The organism is Streptomyces sp. DF42 (assembly GCF_058267695.1).
In genome coordinates this window covers 1,835,219-1,860,002 of the sequence record NZ_CM177859.1, presented here as the reverse complement: position 1 = coordinate 1,860,002, position 24,784 = coordinate 1,835,219, and the positions used below count along the sequence as shown (strand labels likewise).

Annotated in this window: 24 protein-coding genes and 1 pseudogene; 16 read left to right on the top strand and 9 right to left on the bottom strand. The window is 70.7% G+C overall.

Annotated elements, in window-relative coordinates; genetic code table 11:
* Window positions 1-18 precede the first annotated feature (18 nt).
* Window positions 19-993, bottom strand: coding sequence for a serine hydrolase (locus ACYUED_RS08485; RefSeq protein ID WP_491291659.1), 975 nt, complete (start codon window positions 991-993; stop codon window positions 19-21).
* 160 nt (window positions 994-1,153) lie between these two features.
* On the opposite strand from ACYUED_RS08485, the gene ACYUED_RS08480 reads away from it, so the two are divergent.
* Window positions 1,154-1,942 (top strand): SseB family protein, encoded by a 789-nt coding sequence (locus ACYUED_RS08480; protein ID WP_491291658.1) that lies wholly within the window; start codon window positions 1,154-1,156, stop codon window positions 1,940-1,942.
* A 10-nt stretch (window positions 1,943-1,952) separates the two neighbouring features.
* On the opposite strand, the gene ACYUED_RS08475 is transcribed toward ACYUED_RS08480, so the two are convergent.
* Complete coding sequence (locus ACYUED_RS08475; protein WP_266511009.1) at window positions 1,953-2,312, bottom strand: DUF1844 domain-containing protein; 360 nt, start codon at window positions 2,310-2,312, stop codon at window positions 1,953-1,955.
* Window positions 2,313-2,668: 356 nt separating this feature from the next.
* Between ACYUED_RS08475 and infC the strand changes: the two are divergent.
* The 10 genes and pseudogenes from infC to ACYUED_RS08425 all read left to right on the top strand — a co-directional run bounded on the left by infC (window position 2,669) and on the right by ACYUED_RS08425 (window position 13,856).
* Window positions 2,669-3,386: pseudogene (infC, locus tag ACYUED_RS08470) on the top strand (translation initiation factor IF-3).
* Window positions 3,387-3,496: 110 nt separating this feature from the next.
* Window positions 3,497-3,691, top strand: coding sequence for a 50S ribosomal protein L35 (rpmI, locus tag ACYUED_RS08465; RefSeq protein ID WP_007829094.1), 195 nt, complete (start codon window positions 3,497-3,499; stop codon window positions 3,689-3,691).
* 111 nt (window positions 3,692-3,802) lie between these two features.
* Window positions 3,803-4,186 (top strand): 50S ribosomal protein L20, encoded by a 384-nt coding sequence (gene rplT, locus ACYUED_RS08460; protein ID WP_020132316.1) that lies wholly within the window; start codon window positions 3,803-3,805, stop codon window positions 4,184-4,186.
* Window positions 4,187-4,365: 179 nt separating this feature from the next.
* Window positions 4,366-5,214: a TrmH family RNA methyltransferase gene (locus tag ACYUED_RS08455; RefSeq protein ID WP_491291657.1), complete on the top strand. Its 849-nt coding sequence runs from the start codon at window positions 4,366-4,368 to the stop codon at window positions 5,212-5,214.
* Between the two features lie 53 nt (window positions 5,215-5,267).
* Complete coding sequence (locus tag ACYUED_RS08450) at window positions 5,268-6,422, top strand: sensor histidine kinase (RefSeq protein ID WP_491291656.1); 1,155 nt, start codon at window positions 5,268-5,270, stop codon at window positions 6,420-6,422.
* A 139-nt stretch (window positions 6,423-6,561) separates the two neighbouring features.
* Window positions 6,562-7,683 carry a phenylalanine--tRNA ligase subunit alpha gene (gene pheS, locus ACYUED_RS08445; RefSeq protein WP_266510996.1) on the top strand — a complete coding sequence of 374 codons (1,122 nt, stop codon included), beginning with the start codon at window positions 6,562-6,564 and terminating at the stop codon, window positions 7,681-7,683.
* Window positions 7,683-10,205, top strand: coding sequence for a phenylalanine--tRNA ligase subunit beta (gene pheT, locus ACYUED_RS08440; protein ID WP_491291655.1), 2,523 nt, complete (start codon window positions 7,683-7,685; stop codon window positions 10,203-10,205). The genes pheS and pheT overlap by 1 nt, the downstream gene beginning before the upstream one ends.
* A 304-nt stretch (window positions 10,206-10,509) precedes the next feature.
* The gene (locus ACYUED_RS08435) at window positions 10,510-11,562 is read left to right on the top strand and encodes a PP2C family protein-serine/threonine phosphatase (protein WP_491291654.1); all 1,053 of its coding nucleotides are present in this window, start codon (window positions 10,510-10,512) and stop codon (window positions 11,560-11,562) included.
* Window positions 11,563-11,900: 338 nt separating this feature from the next.
* Window positions 11,901-13,241 carry an NsdA family TPR-like regulatory protein gene (locus tag ACYUED_RS08430; protein WP_491291653.1) on the top strand — a complete coding sequence of 447 codons (1,341 nt, stop codon included), beginning with the start codon at window positions 11,901-11,903 and terminating at the stop codon, window positions 13,239-13,241.
* A gap of 75 nt (window positions 13,242-13,316) precedes the next feature.
* Window positions 13,317-13,856: an NUDIX hydrolase gene (locus ACYUED_RS08425; protein WP_266510984.1), complete on the top strand. Its 540-nt coding sequence runs from the start codon at window positions 13,317-13,319 to the stop codon at window positions 13,854-13,856.
* A 111-nt stretch (window positions 13,857-13,967) separates the two neighbouring features.
* On the opposite strand, the gene ACYUED_RS08420 is transcribed toward ACYUED_RS08425, so the two are convergent.
* Both ACYUED_RS08420 and ACYUED_RS08415 read right to left on the bottom strand, forming a co-directional pair.
* Window positions 13,968-14,225, bottom strand: coding sequence for a hypothetical protein (locus ACYUED_RS08420; RefSeq protein WP_491291652.1), 258 nt, complete (start codon window positions 14,223-14,225; stop codon window positions 13,968-13,970).
* Window positions 14,226-14,465: 240 nt separating this feature from the next.
* A complete protein-coding gene (locus ACYUED_RS08415) occupies window positions 14,466-15,341 on the bottom strand; it encodes a 3-hydroxybutyryl-CoA dehydrogenase (RefSeq protein ID WP_266510978.1) in 876 nt (291 codons plus the stop codon).
* Between the two features lie 175 nt (window positions 15,342-15,516).
* On the opposite strand from ACYUED_RS08415, the gene ACYUED_RS08410 reads away from it, so the two are divergent.
* Window positions 15,517-16,740 (top strand): glycoside hydrolase family 10-like protein, encoded by a 1,224-nt coding sequence (locus tag ACYUED_RS08410; protein ID WP_491291651.1) that lies wholly within the window; start codon window positions 15,517-15,519, stop codon window positions 16,738-16,740.
* 1 nt (window position 16,741) lies between these two features.
* On the opposite strand, the gene ACYUED_RS08405 is transcribed toward ACYUED_RS08410, so the two are convergent.
* Window positions 16,742-16,936, bottom strand: coding sequence for a DUF1918 domain-containing protein (locus ACYUED_RS08405; RefSeq protein WP_491291650.1), 195 nt, complete (start codon window positions 16,934-16,936; stop codon window positions 16,742-16,744).
* Window positions 16,937-17,029: 93 nt separating this feature from the next.
* Window positions 17,030-17,950 (bottom strand): DMT family transporter, encoded by a 921-nt coding sequence (locus tag ACYUED_RS08400; protein ID WP_491291649.1) that lies wholly within the window; start codon window positions 17,948-17,950, stop codon window positions 17,030-17,032.
* On the opposite strand from ACYUED_RS08400, the gene ACYUED_RS08395 reads away from it, so the two are divergent.
* The 3 genes from ACYUED_RS08395 to ACYUED_RS08385 all read left to right on the top strand — a co-directional run bounded on the left by ACYUED_RS08395 (window position 17,949) and on the right by ACYUED_RS08385 (window position 20,630).
* Entirely contained in the window at window positions 17,949-19,382 is a 1,434-nt protein-coding gene (locus tag ACYUED_RS08395; RefSeq protein ID WP_491291648.1) for an aminotransferase-like domain-containing protein, read from the top strand. The two genes, ACYUED_RS08400 and ACYUED_RS08395, sit on opposite strands and share 2 nt — an antisense overlap.
* 85 nt (window positions 19,383-19,467) lie before the next feature.
* The gene (locus tag ACYUED_RS08390; protein WP_491291647.1) at window positions 19,468-19,908 is read left to right on the top strand and encodes a GNAT family N-acetyltransferase; all 441 of its coding nucleotides are present in this window, start codon (window positions 19,468-19,470) and stop codon (window positions 19,906-19,908) included.
* A 128-nt stretch (window positions 19,909-20,036) separates the two neighbouring features.
* Window positions 20,037-20,630 (top strand): histidine phosphatase family protein, encoded by a 594-nt coding sequence (locus tag ACYUED_RS08385; RefSeq protein ID WP_491291646.1) that lies wholly within the window; start codon window positions 20,037-20,039, stop codon window positions 20,628-20,630.
* On the opposite strand, the gene ACYUED_RS08380 is transcribed toward ACYUED_RS08385, so the two are convergent.
* Window positions 20,612-21,058, bottom strand: a complete 447-nt coding sequence (locus tag ACYUED_RS08380) for a DUF6314 family protein (RefSeq protein WP_491291645.1) — start codon at window positions 21,056-21,058, stop codon at window positions 20,612-20,614. The two genes, ACYUED_RS08385 and ACYUED_RS08380, sit on opposite strands and share 19 nt — an antisense overlap.
* Before the next feature lie 183 nt (window positions 21,059-21,241).
* Between ACYUED_RS08380 and ACYUED_RS08375 the strand changes: the two genes are divergently transcribed.
* Entirely contained in the window at window positions 21,242-23,728 is a 2,487-nt protein-coding gene (locus tag ACYUED_RS08375) for an alpha-L-arabinofuranosidase family protein (RefSeq protein WP_491291644.1), read from the top strand.
* Here ACYUED_RS08375 and ACYUED_RS08370 read toward each other — a convergent pair.
* Window positions 23,715-24,158: a carboxymuconolactone decarboxylase family protein gene (locus ACYUED_RS08370; RefSeq protein ID WP_491291643.1), complete on the bottom strand. Its 444-nt coding sequence runs from the start codon at window positions 24,156-24,158 to the stop codon at window positions 23,715-23,717. The two genes, ACYUED_RS08375 and ACYUED_RS08370, sit on opposite strands and share 14 nt — an antisense overlap.
* Complete coding sequence (locus tag ACYUED_RS08365; RefSeq protein ID WP_491291642.1) at window positions 24,155-24,586, bottom strand: MerR family transcriptional regulator; 432 nt, start codon at window positions 24,584-24,586, stop codon at window positions 24,155-24,157. Before ACYUED_RS08365 ends, ACYUED_RS08370 begins: the two co-directional genes overlap by 4 nt.
* Between the last annotated feature and the right edge of the window lie 198 nt (window positions 24,587-24,784).

The window sequence follows — 24,784 nt, the reverse complement described above, 5'->3', positions numbered from 1 at the left end:
CGACCCGCTACCGGCCCGCTATCGGGCGGCGGAGGGGGACGCGGAGGCGGTCGCAGCCGAGCGGGTCCCGGACAGCGAGTCGACCGCCGCCTTCGCCGCCGTCTCCACCAGCGAAATCCCCTTCTCCTTCGTCGAGTTGCCCTTCGACAGCACCGTCACCAGGCAGTCGCGGCCGTCCACCGTCACGCGCCCGATGCTGTTGATGTCCCACAGCCCGGTCGTGCTGCGGGCCAGCCACCCGTTCTTCAGCGCCCACTCGGACCCCTCGGCCGCGGCCGACACGCCCCAGTGCTGGTCGGCCGCTACCTGCCCCATCAGCCCCTGCAGATACGTCCGCGAGGCCTCACCCAACTGGGAGCCGTCCCCGAACACCTGCTGCAGCAGGACGAGTTGATCGGCGGCCGTGGTCTGCGTCAGACCCCACAGCATGCCGTCGCCGCCCTCCGTGTCCGTGAGACCGAGACGCTCGTTCGCGGCGTCGAGCCCGTCCGCCCTGCCGATGATCCGCCACAGGGCCGACGCGGAGTCGTTGTCGCTGTTCTCGATCATCGTGGTGGCGTACGACTTCTCGCTCGCCGTCAGGTGCCGGCCCGCGTCCTGCGCCTGCAGCAGCAGCGCCGCCAGGATGTCGACCTTGACGATGCTCGCCGTGTCGAAGGCACCGTCCCCGTACGAGGCGCTCGCCCCCGAGTCCAGGTCCAGCACCGCCACCGACACCTTCGCGTCGCCCTCGACGGACACCGACCTCATCGCCCCGGCCAGCACCGCCGCGTGGTCCACCGTCGGCTGAGCCACAGGTTCCACCGATTCCTCCCCGTCCGCCGTGGCCGACGACGATACGGGGCCCGCACCGGGGTGCGCCTGAGCCTTCACATAGACGGTCCCGGCGGCCGTACCGCCCACGACGGCCACCACGGCGAGCGCCGTGCAGAGCAGGGGGCGCGTCCTGGACGGACGAGCGCGGCGGTTTCGGCGGGCTCCGGAGGACTCCATGCCGCGATGCTCGGGGCGTGGACTGTGCGCGCCGTTAGGCGAAGGTTAGATGTGTGTCAGGAGATGCTGAGAAAGCCGTGAAGGCTGTGAACCACCGGTTTCCGGGGCCGCACAAGCCCAGCAGCATCCTGCCGATATCCGCCCGATAGGGTCGGTGACCGTGGCGAACAAGAACATTCCCGACTCCGGCTTCTCCGACGACGACGGCACCGCCGACCCCCGGCTGAGCGCCGCGCTCGCCGCCTGGGCCGAGGACCGCACCGCCGTGGGCCCCGTCCTGGAGGCCCTCAAGGGCGCCCGGCTGCTCGTCCCCGTCGTGGCCATCCTCGGCGAGGTCGAGGAGGTCAGTGAGGAGGAGCGCGAAGCTCCTGGGAAGGGCGGAGGTGGGAGACGAGAGGGCGGGCTGCGCCGCGAGAAGACCAGCGACATGGCCGTGCCGACCCTCAAGGCCGGATCCCGCACCGCACTGCCGGCCTTCACCTCCACCGACTCGCTGGCCCGCTGGGACCCGGCGGCCCGCCCCGTCGCCGTACCCCTGCACCAGGCGCTGCAGGCCGCGGCGCACGAAAAGGCGGACACGGTGGTGCTGGACCTGTCGGGGCCGGTGCCGTTCGAGCTGACCGGGCCCGCGCTGCTGGCCCTCGCCGAGGGGCGTACGACGACCGACCCCCTCGCCGACCCCGCCGTACAGGAAGCCGTGCGTACCGCGGTCGCCGCCGAACCCGCCGTCCTGCGCGCCCACCTCGGGCCCGGACAGGCCGACGGCACGCTCGCCCTCGTACTCGATCAGACGGCCGCACCCGCCGAGACCGCCCGCGCGGTCGCCGAACGCCTCGCCGCCGACGAAACACTGAGGGCCCGCCTGGTGCGCGGCCTCGACCTGGCACTGCTGCCGGCCGGGGCGACGCCACCGGGCGAGCCCTTGTACGTACGCTCGGATGCGTCGTGACGCCGGCGGTCTAGCCGTAGATCGGGCCGGTGTACTTCTCTCCCGGGCCCTGGCCCGGCTCGTCCGGGACGAGGGACGCCTCGCGGAAGGCCAGCTGCAGCGACTTCAGGCCGTCGCGCAGCGGCGCCGCGTGGAACGAGCTGATCTCGGTCGCGCTCGCGTCCAGCAGGCCCGCCAGCGCCGTCACCAGCTTGCGCGCCTCGTCCAGGTCCTTGTACTTGTCGCCCTCCTCGGTCAGACCGAGCTTCACCGCGGCGGCGCTCATCAGGTTCACGGCGACGGTCACGATCACCTCGACGGCGGGGACCTCGGCGATGTCGCGGGTCATGGCGTCGAAGTCGGTGGGGGACTCAGGAGGGGTGTCACTCATGCCCCACAGCGTAGGCCCCGGTGCACGACGGTTCGCACCACCCCCGGGCAGCTGCTAACCTTGTGTGACGACCGGCCGGACACGCCCCGAGAAAGATCGCGTGACCGGCCCACAAGTGGAGGCTCCGATCTCCCACCTGACCGTCCTCCGGGACGGCGGGTCACCCCGGTCAGGCGGCCGCCATCGTTCCGTACGGACGATGGAGTCGCCCGAAAGCGCGCCCCGCGACCTATCGCGGCGGTGCTCCGGTAGTGCTTTGGAGCCCCGCCCGTGATCGTCGTCCGGGGCATTTTTTGTGCTTCGGCGCGGTTAGGTCTGTCGAAAAGAGACAAAACGCGGCTGTCCGCCAGACCGCCGTGTGGTGCTAACCGAGGAGGATCCATCAGCGCCGAGCCCCGCATCAACGACCGGATTCGCGTTCCAGAGGTGCGACTTGTCGGTCCCAGTGGCGAGCAGGTGGGCATCGTCCCCCTGGCCAAGGCACTGGAGCTTGCGCAGGAGTACGACCTGGACCTGGTCGAGGTGGCGGCAACCGCCCGTCCGCCTGTGTGCAAGCTCATGGACTACGGGAAGTTCAAGTACGAGTCGGCCATGAAGGCCCGTGAGGCGCGCAAGAACCAGGCGCACACGGTCATCAAGGAGATGAAGCTCCGGCCGAAGATCGACCCGCACGACTATGACACCAAGAAGGGTCACGTCGTCCGGTTCCTCAAGCAGGGCGACAAGGTCAAGATCACGATCATGTTCCGTGGTCGCGAGCAGTCCCGGCCGGAGCTCGGCTACCGACTGCTGCAGCGTCTCGCGGAGGACGTCCAGGACCTCGGGTTCATCGAGTCGAACCCGAAGCAGGACGGCCGAAACATGATCATGGTTCTCGGTCCGCACAAGAAGAAGACCGAGGCGATGGCCGAGGCCCGGCAGGCGCAGGAAGCCCGCAAGGCAGACGCGAAGGCCAACCCCGGCAAGTCGCAGAACGCCGCGGAGTCCGAGCACGTCGAGGCTTCCGAGGGCGCCGAGGCTTCCGAGGACGCCGTGGAGACCGAGGCTCCTGCCGAGGCTTCCGCCGAGGCGTGATCCCGGGGGACAGCAGTCCCCAGGACGTAACCGATACAAGAGCGACGCTCCACCGTGCCCGGTTTGACGACCGGGCACCGGAGCGCCACCGACGAGGAGAGAACGGCGCTATGCCGAAGAACAAGTCGCACAGCGGTGCCAGCAAGCGCTTCAAGGTCACCGGCTCCGGCAAGGTGCTCCGTGAGCGCGCCGGCAAGCGCCACCTGCTCGAGCACAAGTCGTCGCGCCTGACGCGCCGCCTCACCGGCAACGCCGAGATGGCCCCGGGCGACGCCAAGAAGATCAAGAAGCTTCTCGGCAAGTGACGTGAGCGGCGCCTGATCGTCCGATCGCCGAGCGCCGTACGTCTGGACCGGGACCCAATCGTTTCCGGGCCGTGTGAGTCCAACCACGGCCCCGCTACAAGGAGTTAACAAGTGGCACGCGTCAAGCGGGCAGTCAACGCCCACAAGAAGCGCCGGGCGATCCTCGAGGCGGCCTCCGGCTACCGCGGTCAGCGTTCGCGCCTGTACCGCAAGGCCAAGGAGCAGGTCACCCACTCGCTGGTCTACAACTACAACGACCGCAAGAAGCGCAAGGGCGACTTCCGTCGGCTGTGGATCCAGCGCATCAACGCCGCCGCCCGCGCCAACGGCATCACGTACAACCGCTTCATCCAGGGTCTGAACGCCGCGAACATCGAGGTCGACCGCAAGATCCTCGCCGAGCTGGCCGTCAACGACGCCACCGCGTTCGCCGCGCTGGTCGAGGTCGCCCAGAAGGCGCTGCCGGCCGATGTCAACGCGCCGAAGGCCGCGTGACGCTGCGCCGGCTTGAGCCGTGATGTGAAGGACCCGCAGGTTTTCAGGCCTGCGGGTTCTTTGCTGTCAGCCCCGGTCCGGTAGTTGTTCGGTGCGGGTCGTTCGCGGCTGGTCGCGCAGTTCCGCCCCCGCCTCCAGGGGGTTGTGGTCGTCCTGAGATCTTGAAGGTGAAGCAGAACATGTCTCCTGCCGGTCCCGAACTCATTTCTCCCCGTTCGCCTCGGGTGGCTGCCGCTCGGCGGCTTGCGCGGCGGAACTTCCGGGGCAAGGAGCGGCTGTTTCTGACCGAGGGGCCGCAGGCCGTGCGGGAGGCGGCGGGGTACAAGGACACGCTCGTCGAACTGTTCGCCACCGGCGAGGCCGCCGAGCGGTACGCCGACATCATCGGCGAGGCCCGTGACGCCGGTGCCCGGGTGCACCTTGCCGACGAGCAGGTGATTGCCGACATCTCCACGACCGTGACCCCGCAGGGGCTGGTCGGGATCTGCCGATTCCTCGACACCCCGTTCGAGGAGATCCTCCGGGCCCGCCCGAAGCTCGTCGCCGTACTGGCGAACGTGCGCGATCCCGGCAACGCCGGCACCGTCCTGCGCTGCGCCGACGCCGCCGGTGCCGAGGCCGTCGTACTGACCGACGCGTCCGTCGATCTCTACAACCCCAAGGCCGTACGCGCGTCCGTGGGCTCCCTGTTCCACCTGCCCGTCGCCGTCGGGGTGCCCGTCGAGCAGGCCGTGGCCGGGCTCAAGGACATCGGTGTGCGCATCCTCGCCGCGGACGGCGCCGGGGCCGACGACCTCGACGACGAGCTCGACAAGGGCACCATGGGCGGGCCGACCGCCTGGGTGTTCGGGAACGAGGCGTGGGGGCTCCCGGAGGAGACCCGCGCACTCGCGGACGCCGTGGTGCGCGTTCCGATCCACGGGAAGGCCGAAAGCCTGAACCTCGCCACCGCGGCCGCCGTATGTCTCTACGCGTCGGCCCGTGCACAGCGCGCCTCCGGAGGGTGCCGCTCCGTCACCGAGAGCTAGTAGGGTGACCAGCTCAGGGGCCACCTGCGCCGTCTGAGAGGTGGGGTACGGGGATGAGTGTCGGCACGAGCGGTGCGGAGAAGGCACTGCGGGCACAGGACGTGCGACGTGCGCCCGCGCCCCGGCACGGCGACCTCACCGAACTCGGCATCGACCCCGACGAGCTGCCCGACGGCCTCGTCGTCGCCGACGAAAACGGCCACGTCATCTGCTTCAACGCAGCCGCCGAGCGCATCACCGCCGTCCCCGCCGAGGAGGCGCTCGGACAGCGGCTGGAGAAGGCGCTGCCGTTAGAGGACCTGGAGGGGCGCCGCTGGTGGCAGCTGACCGACCCCTACGGCGGTCTCGCCACCCGGGTCCGCCAGCCCGAGCGGAACCTTCTCCTCCCCGGTGGGCGGGAGGTCCTCGTATCGGCCCGGTACGTCCGTGGTGAACCCACCGGCCCCGTCCGCCGCCTCGTCGTCTCCCTGCGCGACACCGAGGCCCGCCGCCGCACCGAGCGCAGCCACGCCGAGCTGATAGCCACGGTCGCCCACGAACTGCGCTCGCCCCTCACGTCCGTGAAGGGCTTCACCGCCACCCTCCTCGCCAAGTGGGAGCGCTTCACCGACGACCAGAAGCGGCTCATGCTGGAGACCGTCGACGCGGACGCCGACCGCGTCACCCGGCTCATCGCCGAGCTGCTCGACATCTCGCGGATCGACAGCGGGCGGCTGGAGGTCCGGCGCCAGCCCGTCGACATGGGTGCGGCCGTGGGGCGGCACATCCAGGCGTACGTCGCCGCGGGGCAGCCCGCCGACCGGTTCCTGCTGCGCATCGAGCAGCCCCTGCCCGACCTGTGGGCCGACCCCGACAAGGTCGACCAGGTGCTCAGCAACCTGCTGGAAAATGCCGTGCGCCACGGCGAGGGAACCGTCACGATCGATGTCACGGCCACGGCGTCCCCCCGCGAAGGGGAAGGCCATGAAACCGCAGCCACGTCGGTCACGGTGAGCGACGAGGGGCCCGGCATCCCGGAGGAGTCCATGAACCGCGTCTTCACCCGCTTCTGGCGGGGCAGCAAGCGCGGCGGCACGGGCCTCGGCCTGTACATCGTCAAGGGCATCGTCGAAGCCCACGGCGGCACCATCGCGGTCGGCCGCGCCCCTCAGGGCGGCGCCGAGTTCCGATTTACGTTGCCCGTGGCAGCCCCGGCGTATCTCGCCTAGCGGCCCACGGGCGCATTCGTACACCTCCACCCCGTTAGACTCGGCCTTTGGCACCTTTGTGTCCCATGGACGGCCCTCTGACCTCTGCGTGAGTCGGTGACGGGGACCTTCAGCCAGCCAATCGGAAGCACGGGAAGAGATGTCGGCACCGAATAAGTCGTACGACCCTGTCGAGGTCGAGGCGTTGAAACCGGAAGAGATCGAGCGCATGCGGGACGAGGCGCTCGCCGCCTTCGTCGCCGCGGACTCCCTCGACGCGCTCCAGGAGGCCAAGGTCGCCCACACCGGGGGCACCTCACCGCTGGCCCTCGCCAACCGCGAGATCGGCGCCCTGCCCCCGCACGCCAAGGCGGCCGCCGGCAAGCTGGTCGGCCAGGCCCGAGGCGCCGTCAACAAGGCCCTCGCCGCCCGCCAGACGGAGCTGGAGGCCGAGCGCGACACACGCGTGCTGGTCGAGGAGGCGGTGGACGTCACGCTGCCCTACGACCGTGTGCCGGCCGGCGCCCGCCACCCGCTGACCACGCTCTCGGAGCGCATTGAGGACGTCTTCGTCGCCATGGGCTACGAGGTCGCCGAAGGCCCCGAGCTGGAGGCCGAGTGGTTCAACTTCGACGCCCTGAACATCGGCCCGGACCACCCGGCCCGCGGCGAGCACGACACCTTCTTCGTCGAGGGCCCACAGGGCGGCACCGAGTCCGGTGTCGTGCTGCGCACCCACACCTCACCGGTCCAGATCCGCTCGCTGCTCAGCCGTGAGCTGCCGGTCTACGTGATCTGCCCCGGCCGTGTGTACCGCACCGACGAGCTGGACGCCACGCACACGCCGGTCTTCCACCAGGTGGAACTGCTCGCCGTGGACGAGGGCCTGACCATGGCCGACCTCAAGGGCACCCTGGACCACATGGTCCAGTCGCTGTTCGGCGAGGGCATGAAGACCCGGCTGCGACCGAACTTCTTCCCCTTCACCGAGCCGTCCGCCGAGATGGACATGGTGTGTTACGTCTGCCGCGGCGAGTCCGTCGGCAACCCCGACCGGCCCTGCCGCACCTGCTCCAGCGAGGGCTGGATCGAGCTCGGTGGCTGCGGCATGGTCAACCCCAAGGTGCTGACCGCCTGCGGCGTCGACCCGGAGAAGTACAGCGGGTTCGCCTTCGGGTTCGGCATCGAGCGGATGCTGATGTTCCGCCACAACGTCGAGGACATGCGAGACATGGTCGAGGGTGACGTCCGGTTCACCCGGCCGTTCGGGATGGAGATCTGATGCGGGTCCCGCTTTCTTGGCTGCGGGAGTACGTCGACCTGCCGGCGACGGAAACCGGCCGCGACGTCCAGGAGAAGCTCGTCTCGGCGGGGCTCGAGGTCGAGACCGTCGAGCACCTCGGCGCCGACCTCAAGGGCCCCCTCGTCGTCGGCCGGGTGCTGACGATCGAGGAGCTGGAGGGCTTCAAGAAGCCGATCCGCTTCTGCACCGTCGACGTCGGCCAGGCCAACGGCACCGGCGAGCCCCAGGAGATCGTCTGCGGCGCCCGCAACTTCGCCGTCGGCGACAAGGTCGTCGTGGTCCTGCCCGGCGCCACGCTGCCCGGCGGTTTCTCCATCTCCGCGCGCAAGACGTACGGCAAGACGTCCCACGGCATGATCTGCTCCGGCGACGAGCTGGGCATGGGCGACGACGGCAGCCACGGCATCATCGTGCTGCCGCCCGAGATCGAGGTCGGCAAGGACGCCATCGAGCTCCTCGAACTGGTCGACGAGGTCCTGGACATCGCCGTCACCGCCAACCGCGGCGACTGCCTGTCCATCCGCGGCGTCGCCCGCGAGACCGCCATCGCCTACGGCCTGCCGCTGCGCGACCCGGCGCTGCTCGACGTACCCGGCCCGAACGCGTACGGCTACCCGGTCCAGGTCTCCGAGCCCGTCGGCTGCGACCGCTTCACCGCCCGCACGGTGACCGGCCTCAGCCCCGAGGCGCGCTCCCCGATCTGGCTCCGGCGCCGGCTGCAGAAGGTCGGCATGCGCCCGATCTCGCTCGCCGTCGACGTCACCAACTACGTGATGATGGAGCTCGGCCAGCCGCTGCACGCCTACGACCGCTCCCTGGTCCAGGGCACCATCGGCGTGCGCCGGGCGGAGGCGGGCGAGAAGCTCGTCACGCTGGACGGCGTCGAGCGCAAGCTCGACACCGAGGACCTGGTGATCACCGATGACCGCGGCCCCATCGGGCTCGCGGGCGTCATGGGCGGCGCCAACACCGAGATCGCCGACCACGAGAACCCCGAGAACACGGCGGACGCGACGACCGACGTGGTGATCGAGGCCGCGCACTTCAACGCGGTCTCCATCGCCCGCACCGCCCGCCGGCACAGGCTCTCCTCCGAGGCCTCCCGCCGCTTCGAGCGCGGCGTCGACCCGCAGGCCGCGTCCGCCGCGGCCCAGCGCACGGTCGATCTGCTGGTGCTCCTCGCGGGCGGCAGCGCCGAGGCCGGAGTCACCGAGGTCATCGCGCCGTCGGCGCCGCACACCATCACCGTTCCGGCCGACCACCCGGACAAGGTGGCGGGTGTCGACTACGGCCGCGAGATCGTCGTACGGCGGCTGCAGGAGATCGGCTGCGACGTGTACGGGCAGGACGAGCTGATCGTCACCGTCCCGTCCTGGCGGCCCGACCTCCTGGAGGTCAACGACCTGGCCGAAGAGGTCATCCGCCTGGAGGGCTACGAGAACCTTCCGTCCACGCTGCCCAAGCTGCCCTCGGGCCGCGGCCTGACCCACCGTCAGCGGCTGCACCGCCGCGTCGGCAGGGCGCTGTCCGGTGCCGGGTACGTCGAGGCGCCGACCTACCCCTTCATCGGCGAGCAGGTCTTCGACCAGCTGTTGATCGAGGCCGACGACCCGGCGCGCCGTGTGGTGAAGCTGACCAACCCGCTCAGTGACGAGGAGCCCGCGCTCCGCACCTCGCTGCTGCCGGGCCTGCTCGGTGCGCTGCGCCGCAACAACGGCCGGGGCTCGCACGACCTGGCGCTCTTCGAGACCGGGCTGGTCTTCCTGCCGCGCGAGGAGCAGAGGACCGCCGCCGCCCTGCCCGTCGACCGGCGTCCCACCGACGAGGAGATCGCCGAACTCGACGCCGTGCTGCCCGAGCAGCCGCGCCATGTCGCCGTCGTCCTCGCGGGCGCCCGCGAGCAGGCCGGCTGGTGGGGCAAGGGCCGGCCTGCGGACTGGGCCGACGCGGTCGAGGCGGGGCGGGTCGTCGCGCGGGAAGCCGGCGCCGAACTGATCGTCCGCAAGGGTCAGTACGGGCCCTGGCACCCCGGCCGCTGCGCCGAGTTCGTGGTCGTCGTGGACGGCACGGAGACGGTGGTCGGCCACGCGGGTGAGCTGCACCCGCGTGTGGTGAAGGCCCTGGCGCTGCCCGAGCGCACCAGTGCGATGGAGATCGACCTGGACGTGCTGGAGAAGGTCGGCAACGACACTCCGCAGGCGCCGAGCATCTCCACCTTCCCGGTGGCCACGCAGGATGTCGCGCTGGTCGTCGACACGTTCGTGCCGCACACGGATGTCGAGGCGGCGCTGCGTGAGGGCGCGGGTGCGCTTCTTGAGGGCATCCGGCTGTTCGACGTGTACGAGAACGACGACCAGCTCGGTGAGGGGCGGAAGTCGCTGGCGTATGCGCTGCGGTTCCGTGCGGCGGATCGGACGCTGACCGTGGACGAGGCATCTGCCGCCCGGGATGCGGCGGTTGCCCTCGCGGGTGAGCGGACGGGTGCGGTGCTTCGGGGTTAGGTCGCCCAAGGGGCGGGGAGCCGGGGTTCGTTGGCGGCTGCGGGTTTGTCGTGGCTTGTCGCGCCCACGCGGCGGTAGCCGCACATGCACCACAGCCCCGCCCCCCTGACGGGGCGCTGCACATCGCGATGTGAAGATGTGCCCTCATCTGCACAAATGCGGGTGGCGGGGGAGTTGTCACTCATTCGAGTGGCACGTCGGGGTGATCTGGCCCATTACGGCCATGCGGGTCGACAGAATCGGACCGGCCTTTCGAGGCCGGTCCGATTCTGTGCTTTCGGGGCCTGTATGGGGGGCCATCGGCATGATTCGCAGCAGGGCTGGAGTCTTCCGCAGGCGCTTGCCGGCGCTGGGGCTGCCCATCGTGTGGGGCGCCATGGCGATCTCGTACAAACTGGCCTGTCCGCTCGCCCAGCAGAACGGGCTGGGCGCGCGCATCGTCAGCAGTGCCGTCTTCTTCGCCGTGGGGACCGGACTGGTCCTCAACGTCCGGCATGCGCTGGTGCGTGAGCTCAGGGAGGTCCGGCAGGTCGCGGGTGCCGCACAGAGCGCGCTGCTGCGGCCGCCGCCGCCGTGGATCGACGGGCTGAACGTCGCCGCCGCCCAGCTGTCCGCGGACCGCGGTGCGGCCATCGGCGGCGATCTGTACGAGGTCATCGCCACCGAGCACGGCGTGCGGATCGTGATGGGTGATGTGCGTGGGCACGGGCTCGCCGCCATCAGCACGGTCGCCGCCGTGCTCGGCAGCTTCCGCGAGGCCGCGCACGACGAGGCCGAACTGGGCTGTGTGCTGCGGCGGTTGGAGCGGGCGCTGGCCCGGCATCTGGGGGAGCGGGCCGGCGCCGGGCATCCCTCGGCCGGACCGGAGCCGGACAGTCCGGTCGCCGAGGAGTTCGTCACCGTACTGCTGCTGGAGATCGGGGCGGACGGCGGGGTGCACGTCCTCAACTGCGGGCACCCCTGGCCGTATCTGCTGGGGCCGGCCCGGGCCGAACCGCTGACCCGGGCCGAACCGCTGCCCCCACTCGGGACGTTCCCGTTGCCCGCCGAGTTGCCCGCTGTCCGCTGCGGCCAACTCCTGCCCGGTGAGGCGCTCTTCCTGCACACGGACGGTGTCGAAGACGCCCGTGACGGCCGTGGCCGGTTCTTTCCGCTGGCCGCCGCGCTCGCCGAGGCCGTCGCCGCCGGGCCGGTCTCACCGCAGTCGGTGCTGCGCGCCGTCCTCGCCGGGCTGCTGCGGCACGCCGGGGGACGGCCCGCCGACGACGTCGCGCTGCTCGTGCTGCGCAACGACCGGCGTCATGTCGTACGCACACCCGGTGAGCCGGTCGGACACCGGGCGCACCGCCTCACATGACGTCGAGGCCGCGAATCGCCACGCTCCCCCACGGTGCGCCCGGCGCTCCCGCGTGGTCCGGGCGGGGCCTCATCGATGTGTGTCGTGCCTGCGCGGCACGCCGTCCGCCCCGCCACGGAGTGTCGGGCAGGCAGCTGGGCGGACGGCGCGGAAGCGGGCCGCCGCACTGTACGAGGGGGAGCCGGCGGCCCGGCCGGCCTCTTGCGAGGCATTTCAGTCAACCGGCTGGAAACTCTCCGCGACAGTGCGCGCACGCTGCGAATCCGAGCACTCCGTTCACACCCCGTGCGAAGGCGTTCGCACTACGCTGACGGCACCGAGCCACCCGGGGGGCACCCATGCAGCCCAACACTCTGCTCGACGCGATCCTGGACGAGGCGGGGATCTCGCATGCGGGGCTGGCAGCACACGTCAATCAGGCGGGGCGGGCGCGCGGCCTCGCGCTCCGGTACGAACACACCGCCGTAGCACGGTGGTTGAAGGGGCAGCGGCCGCGCGGTCAGGTGCCCGACCTGATCTGTGAGGTGCTCGCGGGCCGTCTGCACCGGCCGGTCACGCTGGACGACATAGGCCTCGGCGTGCCCGGCGAGCCGTCCACCCCGCACGGCATCACCCTCTCCGGCTTCGTGGAGCGTGCCACCGCCCTGTGGCGCTCCGACGAGCAGCAGCGCCCGCACATCCTGGGCGCGCCCGCGGTCACCGGCACGCCCGCCGTCATGCCCGTGTGGGAATGGGAGAACCCGCCCGAGGACGTGGACGTCTCGCGCGGCGGCCGGCACCGGGTCACCGCGAGCGACATCGAGATGCTGCGCGCCGCCCGCACCCACTATGAGCAGATGTACCGCAAGGCCGGCGGCATAGCGACCCGCGCCCGGATCGTCGGCTTCCTCAACGCCGAGGCCGCCCCGCTGCTGCGCGGCAGCTACACCGACGCCACCGGCCGCCAACTGCACCGGGCGACGGGCGGGTTGGTGGCGATCGCCGGCATCTGCGCCTACGACTCCGACGCGCACGGTCTCGCCCAGCGCTACTTCCACCAGGCCCTCAGGCTGGCGAAGGCCAGCGGGGACCGGGGCCTGGGCGCGTATGTGATCGCCCTGCTGGTCAACCAGGCCCTGTTCATGCGGGAGTACCGGCAGGCCGTCGCCTTCGCGGAGGCCGCGCTGCGGGCCGCCGGCAGACACATCACGCCGGCGCTCGCCTGCGACCTCTACGCGATGCAGGCGAAGGCGTACGCGCACCTGGGCGACGGTACGACCGCGCTGTCCTGCATCCGGCGGGCGGAGCAGGCCGCCGAACGCATCCGGCGCGGGTACGAACCCGACGAAACCGGCTATGTCCAGCCGGGGTTGGTCAACGTCCAGGTGGCGGAGGCCCTGCTCAGCCTGGGCGAACTCGTGGCGGCGGGGGAGCACGCGGCCGCCGCCGTCGACAATCCGGCGCACGACCGCGGCCGGGTGCACCGGCTCGCCATGCTTAGCACGATCGAACTGCGCCAGGGCAATGCCGACAAAGCCGTGGCCACGGCCGTGCAGATGGCCGAACAGGCCCGCGGAATGGAGTCCCAGCGGCTGCGCGACAGACTCAGGGCGGTACGCGACCATCTGGTGCGCAGCGGCTGCGCGGGCACCGCCGAAGCCGCCGAACTGATCGACGGAGCACTGCGCGTACCGCTGTAGACGGGTTCCTGAGGGCCGCCGCTCCACAGTCCCTGCTGCGATATTGCCACTTACTCGATGGAAGGTGGCAGAACCGTGCAGTGGACGAAACAGAACGAACAAACTGTGTACTCAAACCGCTGGTTCAGCGTCAACCTCGCGGATGTCGAGCTGCCGGACGGCCGGCATCTCGACCACTTTCTGATACGGCTGCGGCCGGTGGCCGTGGCGACGGTGGTCAACGAGGCCAACGAGGTCCTCCTGTTGTGGCGCCACCGCTTCATCACCGACAGCTGGGGGTGGGAACTCGCCGCGGGTGTGGTCGAGGACGGTGAGGACATCGCCGTCGCGGCCGCCAGGGAACTCGAGGAGGAGACCGGCTGGCGGCCGGGACCTCTGCAGCACCTCATGAGCGTGGAGCCGTCCAACGGCCTCACCGACGCACGGCACCACATCTACTGGACCGACGAGGGCGAGTACATCGGGCATCCCGTGGACGACTTCGAGTCGGACCGCCGGGAGTGGGTCCCCCTCAAGCTCGTCCCCGACATGGTCGCCCGCGGCGAGGTCCCGGCCGCCAACATGGCGGCCGCGTTACTTCTGCTGCACCACCTCAGGCTCGGGCAGGACGCGTAGGCGCTCCGCCGGGCGGGCCACGACGGGCCGTCATTCCTGTGCGGCCCCGTCGTGGCCGGTCGCGCCCACGCGGCGCAGCCGCGTACCGGCGGCGCCCCGCGCCTTTGTCCGTCAGCGGCCCAGGGTCTGCCATACCGTCACGACGAGCGCGCCCACGGCTGCCAGGGCCGCGACCGCGGGCAGTGGCCAGCGGGCGTGCTCCAGCGCGACGATCCGTGCGCTCAGGTCGTCGAGTCCCTTGTCCGTCTCCTCAGTGCGATGGTTGAGCAGAGCCAGCCCTCCCTCGACGCGCGCGTACGCGACATCGAGGCGGCGGCGTAACTCTGCGAGTTCTCCATGGACCACGGGATGCTCCGGGTCGGCGGTCACAAGTCCGCTCCTTTCCGTAGTCGTCACATCCCTTGCATGCGCATGGTGAGTCAACTCGCCTGGTGGACACGTGGGGAGAGTGTGCGAGGGGCATATGCGTGCCCGGCGCGCACACGGTGTGTGAATGACGCGGGCCCGGCACCATCAAAGGTGCCGGGCCCGCGTTCGTCGCACTGTGTAGTCAGCACCCTGGAACGGGCACTGTGCAACCGGCCGTTGGTGTCGGCCGAGGCGTCGGTGTCAGCTGTAGCTGTAGAAGCCCGAGCCGGTCTTCCGGCCGAGCCGGCCCGCGTCGACCATGCGCTGCAGGAGCGGGGGAGCGGCGTACAGCGGCTCCTTGTACTCCTCGTACATCGAGAAGGCGACCGAGGCGACCGTGTCCAGGCCGATCAGGTCGGACAGCTTCAGCGGGCCCATCGGGTGGGCGCAGCCGAGCTCCATGCCGTTGTCGATGTCCTCGCGGCTGGCGATGCCGGACTCGAACATCCGGATGGCGGAGAGGAGATACGGGATCAGCAGCGCGTTGACCACGAAGCCGGAGCGGTCCTGGGCACGGATGGCGTGCTTGCCCACCGTCTTCTCCGCGAACTGCTGGGCGCGGGCGAGCGTGCCCTCGGAGGTGGTGAGCGCCGGGATCAGCTCGACGAGCTGCTGCACCGGGGCCGGGTTGAAGAAGTGGATGCCGACGACCTGGTCGGGCCGCGAGGTGGCGACCGCCAGCCTCACCAGCGGAATGGAGGAGGTGTTGGAGGCGAGGATCGCGTCCGGCCGGGTCACGACCTGGTCGAGCACCTGGAAGATCTCCGTCTTGACCTGCTCGTTCTCCACGACGGCCTCGATCACCAGGTCGCGGTCGGCGAACTCGCCGAGGTCGGTGGTGAAGCTGAGCCGCGCCTGCGTCGCGTCGAGCTCCGCCGCGCTGATCTTGCCGCGCTCGGCCGCCTTCGACAGGGAGTTGAACAGCCGGGTGCGGCCGATCTCCAGGGCCTCGCCGGTGGTCTCGGCGACCTTCACGTCCAGCCCGGAACGGGCGCACACCTCGGCGATGCCGGCTCCCATCTGGCCGCAGCCCACGACTCCGACGCGCGCGATGTCTCCCGCCGCGATGTCTGTCACATCGTCCCCTTCGCTGGTCCACGGGTGTGCGGCAGGACTCCGCTGGTTCGGCGCCTGCTCCGATCGTGCACGTTACCCCCAAGTATCGATGATCGATCGTGCGGGTAGGGGCATCCTGGGCGGCGGAGACGATCCGTGACCGCGCGGATCCGCACAGTATGGGGGTGTTGTCACCATGGGGCGACTGTCACGCAGGGCGTTCGCGCTGGCCGCGCTGGCGACTCTGGCGACCGCGCCGGACGCGAGCGCCGTGCCGGGTCGCCGGCGCGCGGTCACCGGGATGCGGGGCGTGTGGCTGGCCACCGTGGCCAACCGTGACTGGCCCTCCCGGCCGGGCCTGACCGCGGCCGAGCAGCGCAGGGAACTCATCGGCCACCTCGACGTGGCGGTCCGGAACCGCCTCAACACCGTGATCTTCCAGGTGCGTCCGACCGCTGACGCCCTGTGGCCCTCGCCGTACGAGCCCTGGTCGGAGTACCTCACCGGAACCCAGGGCAAGGACCCCGGCTGGAACCCCCTGGAGACGGCGGTCGAGGAGGCCCACGCCCGCGGCCTGGAGCTGCACGCCTGGTTCAACCCGTACCGCGTCGCCGTCCACACGGACCTGACGAAGCTGGTCGCCTCGCACCCCGCGCGCAGACATCCGGACTGGGTGGTGGCGTACGGCGGGAAGCTCTACTACAACCCGGGGCTGCCCAAGGTCCGCGCCTTCGTCCAGCGGGCGATCCTCGACGCGGTGAAGAAGTACCCCGTGGACGCCGTGCACTTCGACGACTACTTCTATCCGTATCCCGTGGCCGGCCAGACCTTCGACGACGACGAGGCCTACGCCCGCCACGGCGCGGGTTTCCCGGACCGGGCCGCCTGGCGCCGCGACAACATCGACAAGCTGGTGCGCGAGACGGCCGCCTGCATCCGGCGGACCCGGCCGGGCACGCGCTTCGGCATCAGCCCGTTCGGAGTGTGGCGCAACGCCGCCACCGACCCGCTCGGCTCCGACACCCGGGCGGGCGTGCAGACGTACGACGACCTGCACGCGGACACCCGCAAGTGGGTGCGCAAGAACTGGATCGACTACATCGCACCGCAGATCTACTGGCACCTCGGCTTCGCCGCCGCCGACTACGCCAAGCTGCTGCCCTGGTGGGCGGAGGTCGCGCGGGGCAGCGGGACGCAGTTGTACGTGGGGGAGGCGCTCTACAAGGCGGGCGACCCGGCACAGCCCGCCGCCTGGCAGGATCCGGCCGAACTCTCCCGGCACCTCACGCTGGCGGAGGAGCACCCGCAGGTGCGAGGTCATGTCTTCTTCGCCGCCAAGGACGTGGCGGCGGACCGCATCGGGGCGATGGCACGGGTCGTCGCCGACCACTACCGGCAGCCGGCGAGGCCCCCGCGCTGATCTACTTCTGCGCTTCCTTGTGTCGGATCTCGGTGTCGGGGCCGGGTGAGCACACACCCACGTGCCCGTCCTCGAAGCGGACGCGGAACGGAGGGTTGCCCTCCTGGCCCAGTACTTCGACGATCTCGCCGACCTTGTCCTGCTGTCCGACCACCCTGCCGTGCTGGACAAGCTGGTCGCCCACGGTTGCGTGCATGTGTAGGGCCTCCTCACCAAGTGCGGGAGCAGCGGTCCGTGGCCTTGAGTCTACGGCGCGGGGCCTTGGTTGGGACCGGCGCGTGCACGCCGCTCAGCCTCGCGCCCGCTGGGTGACGGCGATGCACACGAGTACCGCCGCGGCCGTCAGCGGCGCGGCCACCGTCAGGTGCTCGCCCAGCAGCAGCACCGACCACACCAGTGTGAGCAGGGGCTGGGCCAACTGCAACTGGCTGGCCTTCGGGATGCCGATGGCCGCCATGCCCCGGTACCAGACGACCAGGCCGAGGAACTGCGAGCCCGCCGCGACCCACAGCAGTCCGGCCACGCTGTGCGCGGTCAGCCGCACGGGTTCGTACGACAGCGCCAGCGCGGCGGCCAGCACGCTCAGCGGCAGGCACAGCACCAGCGCCCAGCCGATGACCTGCCAGCCCGGCATGACACGGGCGAGTCGGCCGCCCTCGGTGTAGCCGGCCGCGCACACCACCAGCGCGGCGAACAGATACAGGTCGGCGGTCGTCAGGGCGCCGCCGCTCTGCTGCACCGTGAAGGCGACGACGGCCGCCGCACCGGCGAGGGCCGCCGTCCAGAACGTGCGGGAGGGGCGGGTGCCCATGCGCAGGGCGGAGAACAGCGCGGTCGTGAGCGGGAGCAGGCCCACCACGACCGCCGCGTGCGCGGTGGTCGAGGTCTGCAGGGCGAGGGTGGTGAGCAGCGGGAAGCCGACGACGACACCCGCGGCGACGACCGCGAGTCCCGCCACGTGCCGCCGGTCCGGCGGTGAAACGCGCAGGGCGAGCAGACACGTGCCCGCGATCAGGGCTGCCAGAACACTGCGCACGGCCACCAGGGACCAGGGCCCGAAGCCCTCCAGGCCCCAGGCGGTGGCGGGGAAGGTGAGGGAGAAGGCGGTGACGCCGAGGGCGGCCTGGAGCGTGCCGGTGCCGGCTGCCGTCCCGGGCGGGGTGGCGACCGCTATCCGCGGGGTGGCAGTAGCGCTATTCTGTGCTGTCATGCAAGAGCGTAGCAGTGTGGGCGAACTGGCGAATCAGCTGCGACAGGAAGTCAACCGCTACTCTCCTGGTGGAAAGCTCCCGTCGAGCCGGTCCCTCGTGGAACGGTTCCGGGTCAGCCCGGTGACCGTCTCGCGGGCCCTGGCGCAGCTGTCCGCCGAGGGCCTGGTGGTGACCAGGCCGGGAGCCGGCGCCTTCCGCGCACAGCCGCGCGGCACGGCCGCTCCCGCCGGCGACACCTCGTGGCAGGAGGTCGCCCTCAGCGCGGACGGCGCCGCCGACCTCGTACCGCGTTCCGTCGACGCGTCCGGAGTCACCGTGTCGCTCGCCGCACCGCCGCCCGGAGTCGTCGAGTTCAACGGCGGCTATCTGCACCCGTCGTTGCAGCCCGAGCGGGCGATGGCGGCGGCCCTGTCCCGGGCGGGACGGCGCCCCGGTGCCTGGGGGCGGCCGCCCATGGAGGGGCTGCCGGAGCTGCGGGAGTGGTTCGCGCGCAGCATCGGGGGAGGGGTCACCGCCGCGGGGGTCCTCATCAGCGCGGGTGGCCAGTCCGCACTCACGACCGCGCTGCGGGCGCTGGCCCCGCCCGGAGCGCCGGTGCTCGTCGAATCGCCCACGTATCCGGGCATGCTGGCGATCGCGCGGGCGGCGGGTCTGCGGCCCGTCCCGGTCCCGGTGGACGCGGACGGCGTGAAACCGGCTCTGCTCGCCGACGCGTTCCGGGCGACGGGCGCGCGCGTCTTCGTCTGTCAGCCCCTGTTCCAGAACCCGACCGGCGCCGTGCTCGCCCCCGAGCGCCGCGGCGACGTGCTCCGCATCGCCCGCGAGGCCGGCGCGTTCGTCGTCGAGGACGACTTCGTGCGACGGCTCGTGCACGAGGACGCGGGACCGCTGCCGAGCCCCCTTGCGGCGGACGACCCCGACGGAGTCGTCGTCCACGTCTGCTCGCTCACCAAGGCGACCTCGCCCAGCTTCCGGGTGAGCGCGCTGGCCGCCCACGGCCCGGTCCTGGAACGACTGCGCGCCATCCAGGTCGTCGACACCTTCTTCGTCTCCCGGCCGCTCCAGGAGGCGGCCCTCGAACTCGTCGGCTCACCCGCCTGGCCGCGCCATCTCCGGGCCATCTCCGCGGAGTTGAGGACCCGCCGCGACACGATGACGGCAGCCCTGCGCCGCGGCCTCCCCGAACTCTCCCTCCCCCACATCCCGTCCGGCGGCTACCACCTGTGGCTGCGCCTGCCCGACGGCACGGACGAAACCGCCCTGACGGCGGCGGCCCTGCGCGCGGGAGTCGCCCTCACGCCCGGCCGCCCGTACTTCAGCGCGGAATCCCCGGCACCGTACCTGCGGTTGAGCTTCGCGGCGGTGGCAGGGACTCGGGAGATCACGGAGGGGGTACGGCGGCTGCGCACGGCCTGCGACGAGGTGCTCTAGCCGAAGGGCGGCGGGGCCGGGCGGGCGCGGGGAAGACCAGGAAAACCAGTCGACTCCCCGCCTCCCGGCCTGCGAGTCTCCCGCCATGACCGACACCACCCCGGGCCTCCCCGACGGCTACGAGATCTCCGCCGACCCCGATCGCATCGACACCGAGCGCGTGCACCGATGGCTGTCCACCGACGCGTACTGGGCGCTCGGGCGGACGCGGGAGAAGCACGAGTCGGCGATGGCAGGTTCGCTGAACTTCGGGGTGTTCGAGGTGGTTTCGGGGGATCAGGTGGCGTATGCGCGGATCATCACCGACCGGGCCACCTTCGCCTGGCTCTGCGACGTGTACGTCGACCCTTCCGTGCGCGGCAAGGGTGTCGGTACGGCGATGGTCGCGGCCGTCCGTGACCACCTGCGCCCGTACGGGCTGCGCCGCATCCTGCTCGCCACCCACGACGCCCACGGGGTGTACGAGAAGCTCGGTTTCCGGGAGCTGGCGAGGCCCGACCAGTGGATGGCGCTCGTCTCCGAGTGACGTGTGGGTGAGGTGTTTCGGGTGAGTTGTCCGCCAGGTCCTGACCTGGAAGTAAGATTTCGGGCACCCTGGGTGACTCCTTGGTAACGCCCCTTGACCTGCACACTTTCCCGACTGACGATCGCCGCATGCAACTACGGGTCACTTTCGTCGCCGCCGCGCGCAGTTCCCCGCTGCTCGCCGAGCGCTTCGAGGACGACCGTCCGCTCGACCAGGCAGGCTGGGACGAGGTGCAGCATGTCGCGCACGACCTCATCCCGCTCGCGGCGGCCGAGCTGCGCTACTGCTCGCCCACGCCCCGCAGTCGCGCCACCGGTGACGCCCTCGGCTACGCGCCTCTTGTACAACTCGCCCTGCGGGACTGCGACATGGGCCGCTGGCGCGGACTGACGCTCGGCGAGGCGATGGCCCGCGAGCCGGCCGCCGTGGACACCTGGCTGGGCGATCCGCGGGCCACCCCGCACGGCGGCGAGTCGCTGCTCGCCTTCGTCTCCCGGGTCGGGGGCTGGCTCGACACCAGGCCGGCCGAGGACGGCGGCCGCATCGTCGCCGTCGCAGAGCCGTCCGTCATCCGCGCGGCCCTCGTCTACGCCCTGAAGGCGCCGCCGTCGACGTACTGGAACATCGATGTGCGCCCCCTGTCGACGACCATCGTCACGGGCCACGCAGGCCGCTGGAACCTCCGCTTCGACGGGGTCCCGGTTCAGCCCTCACGCGCGTAGTCGGTCGTGAGCAGGAGGTCCTTGGCGGGTCCGCCCACCCGCCACACCGACCGCCAGTGGTCCGCGTCCCGGACGGTGAACTCGCCGCGGTAGAGGTCCGCCGCGCAGGGGTGGCCGGCGACATGGTGCCCGGTGGTCAGGTCCAGGCAGTGGAAGGGGCGGCCGTCGGCGAAACGTACGTCCGCGCTGCCCGGTGAACTCCCCCGCAGGAAGCGCAGGGTTCGCTCGGCGGGCCGCGCGACGCCCTGCCAGGTGAACGTGCCGGTCTCCTCGTGCAGCAGACCGCCCTCCGGCAGCGGGATGAAGACCGTGGTGCCCTCGAAGTGCCCCTCGTCCCCGCTCGCCAGGTCCCGCACGGTGCGCCGCACGCGCCAGCGCCCGGCCAGATGGGCCAGCACGTCGGGCACGGGCCACGGCTCGCCCGTCATCGGCCCTTTTCCATGAGGTCCGGCAGCAGCGCGTCCATGCCGTCGACCCTACGTCGTCCCTCGCGGGCCCCATTGACGTGCTCACGCCCCTCCCTTTAGCTTGCCGTCCGAAGTGCTGACCGCTGCCTGATATTTCGAACGATCGAGCCGTCGAGAACGACCCCCAAGAGCCGCGGAGTATCCATGTCACGCACCACCCGCAACCGGCTGAGACTCGGCCTCGGAACAAGCGCTTTCCTGCTCGCTGCCGGTCTCCTCCCGTCCCCGGCCCACGCCGAGGACGTCACCGACTACGCGATCACCGTCGACCCCGCCGCCAAGGGCGCGAAGATCGACGACACGATGTACGGCGTCTTCTTCGAGGACATCAACCGCGCCGCCGACGGCGGCCTCTACGCCGAACTCGTGCAGAACCGGTCCTTCGAGTACTCCACGGACGACAACACGTCGTACACGCCGCTGACGGCGTGGACGGTGTCCGGCAGTGCGCACGTCGTGAACGACGACGGCCGGCTGAACGTCCGTAACCGCAACTACCTCTCCCTGGGCGCCGGTTCGTCCGTCACGAACTCCGGTTACAACACCGGCGTTCGCGTCGAGGCCGGAAAGAGGTACGACTTCTCGGTGTGGGCCCGCGCCCAGAGCGGCACGGCGCTCACGGTCTCCCTCGGGGACGCCGACGGCTCGCTGGCCGCCGCCCGGCGGGTTGCCGTGCGCAAGGGCGGCTGGGCACAGTACAAGGTGAGCTTCACCGCCGCCCGCAGCGGTTCCGACGGCCGCCTCACCGTGGCCTCCTCCGCCGCGGCCGCGCTCGACATGGTCTCCCTGTTCCCGCGCGACACCTTCCGGCACGAGGCCAACGGCCTGCGCAAGGACCTCGCGGAGAAGGTCGCCGCGCTGCACCCCGGCTTCGTGCGCTTCCCGGGCGGCTGTCTGGTCAACACCGGCTCCATGGAGGACTACAGTGCCGCCTCCGGTTACCAGCGCAAGCGCTCGTACCAGTGGAAGGACACCGTCGGCCCGGTCGAGACGCGCGCCACGAACTCCAACTTCTGGGGCTACAACCAGGGTTACGGTCTCGGCTACTACGAATACTTCCGCTTCGCCGAGGGCATCGGCGCCATGCCGCTGCCCGTCGTGCCCGCCCTGGTCACCGGTTGCGGCCAGAACAAGGCCGTCGTCGACGACGCGCTGCTCAAGCGGCACGTCCAGGACACCCTCGACCTCATCGAGTTCGCCAACGGCCCGGTGACGAGCGAGTGGGGCGGCAAGCGCGCCCGGATGGGCCACCCCAAGCCCTTCCACCTCACCCACATCGAGGTCGGCAACGAGGAGAACCTCCCGAACGAGTTCTTCGCCCGCTTCCAGCAGTTCCGTGCCGCGATCCAGGCGAAGTACCCGCACATGCAGGTCATCTCCAACTCCGGCCCGGACGACTCCGGTTCGACCTTCGACACGGCCTGGCAGCTCAACAGGGACGCCAAGGTCGACATGGTCGACGAGCACTACTACAACAGCCCGCAGTGGTTCCTGCAGAACAACAACCGCTACGACTCCTACGACAGGAGCGGGCCCAAGGTCTTCCTGGGCGAGTATGCCTCCGGGGGCAACGCCTTCAAGAACGGCCTCGCCGAGGCCGCGTACATGACCGGCCTGGAGCGCAACGCGGACGTCGTCGAACTCGCCTCGTACGCACCGCTGTTCGCCAACGAGGACTATGTGCAGTGGAGCCCGGACATGGTGTGGTTCAACAACCACGCCTCCTGGGGCTCGGCGAACTACGAGGTCCAGAAGCTGTTCATGAACAACGTCGGCGACCGGGTCGTCCCCTCCACGGCCACCGGCACGCCCGCGCTGCTCACCCCCATCTCCGGCGCCGTCGGCCTGTCGACCTGGGACACCACGGCGGCGTACGACGACGTGAAGGTGACGGACGCCGACGGGAACACGCTGCTCACCGACGACTTCTCCGGTGACGCCTCGAAGTGGACGCACAGCGGGGCCGGCAGCTGGAGCGTCCAGGACGGGCAGTACGTCCAGACCTCCGAGAACGCCGAGAACACCATGGTGTCGGCCGGCGATCCGTCCTGGCACGACTACGACCTGCGGGTGAAGGCCACCAAGAAGTCCGGCAAGGAGGGCTTCCTCGTCGCCTTCGGCGTCAAGGACACCGGCAACTACTACTGGTGGAACCTGGGCGGCTGGGGCAACACCCAGTCCGCCGTCGAGCAGGCCGTGGACGGCGGCAAGTCGACCCTCGTCTCCAAGGCGGGGTCGGTCGAGACCGGCCGTGCCTACGACGTGCACGTCAAGGTGCGCGGCCGTCAGGTGACCCTGTACCTCGACGGCCAGGAGTGGGGCAGCTTCACGGACGACAAGCCGGCCGAGCCGTTCCGCCAGGTCGTCACCGAGGACCACAAGACCGGTGACCTGATCGTCAAGGTCGTCAACGCCCAGTCCTCGGCGGCCCGTACGACGATCGACCTCGGCGGCGCGAAGGTCGCGTCGAAGGCCAGGGTGACCACGCTGGCCGCCGCGCCCGGCGCGGTGAACAGCGAGACGAACAGGGCCGTCGCGCCGACGGCGTCCACCTTCCCGGGGGTCGCCGACACGTTCACCTACACCTTCCGGGCGAACTCGATCACCTTCCTGCGGATCAGGCAGAGGTAGTCGCCGGCGCCGAGTCCGCGGGCTGCTGTCCGAGCGGCAGCAGCCCGCGCTCGGCGAACACCTTCTTCGCGGCGAAGGTCGCGTTCAGGGCCTTGGGAATGCCGCAGTACACGGCGGAGTGCGTCAGCGCCTCGACGATCTGCTCGGGCGTGAGGCCCACGTTCAGGGCCGCGTTGACGTGCACGTCGAGCTGGGCCTCGCAGCCGCCGAGCGCGGTGAGCATGCCCAGCGTCACCAGCTGCCGGTCGCGCGGGGCGAGTCCGGGGCGGTCGTAGATCTCGCCGAAGGCCCAGGCGACGACCTGGTGGCCGAGCTCGGGGTTGATGTCGGAGAGCGAGTCGACGACCCGCTCTCCGGCCTCGCCGTCGACCCTCTTCAGGACCTCCAGGCCGTGGGTGAAGCGCTCTTCACGGGTGGTGCTCTCGCTCATGTCGGTCTTCCGTCCTCCGGCTGCTCGTGCATGGTGCCGAGCAGCCGTTCGTAGTGGTCGATCTTGTCGTCCAGCGCACCGGCGTTGCGGCGCAACGCCCTGATGCGGTCCGCCAGTTCGGCGCGGTGCTCGTGGAGCATCGCCAGCCGGTCGGCGACCGAGACGTCCCCCTTGGCCCGCAGCTGGGCGTACCGCTGCATGTCGGCGATCGACATGCCGGTCTCGCGCAGCCGCAGCACGAACTCCAGCCAGGCCAGGTCGGCCGCGTCGTAGCGGCGCTGGCTGCCGGTGGTCCGGCCGACCCGCTCGATCAGGCCGGCCTTCTCGTAGTAGCGCAGCGTGTCGTGCGAGAGGCCGGTGCGCTCGACCACCTCGGCGATGGTCAGGGTCGGCTCCCGGTCCTGCGGGAGGGGGTGTCCGCTGGTCATGACATGAACCGTAGAACCTGGAGCGCACTCCAGGTCAAGCCGCCCCCCGGCGGACTCCTCGCCGTGCGCACGGCACGATGGGTTCACCATTAAATTACCTGCCCGGAAATTTCTGTTTCCCGGATGTTCACCATTTTATTCTCGTAAGCCTGCGGATTCATTCGGAACAAGCTGTGCCACTTTCCCCGGGCGGCACAA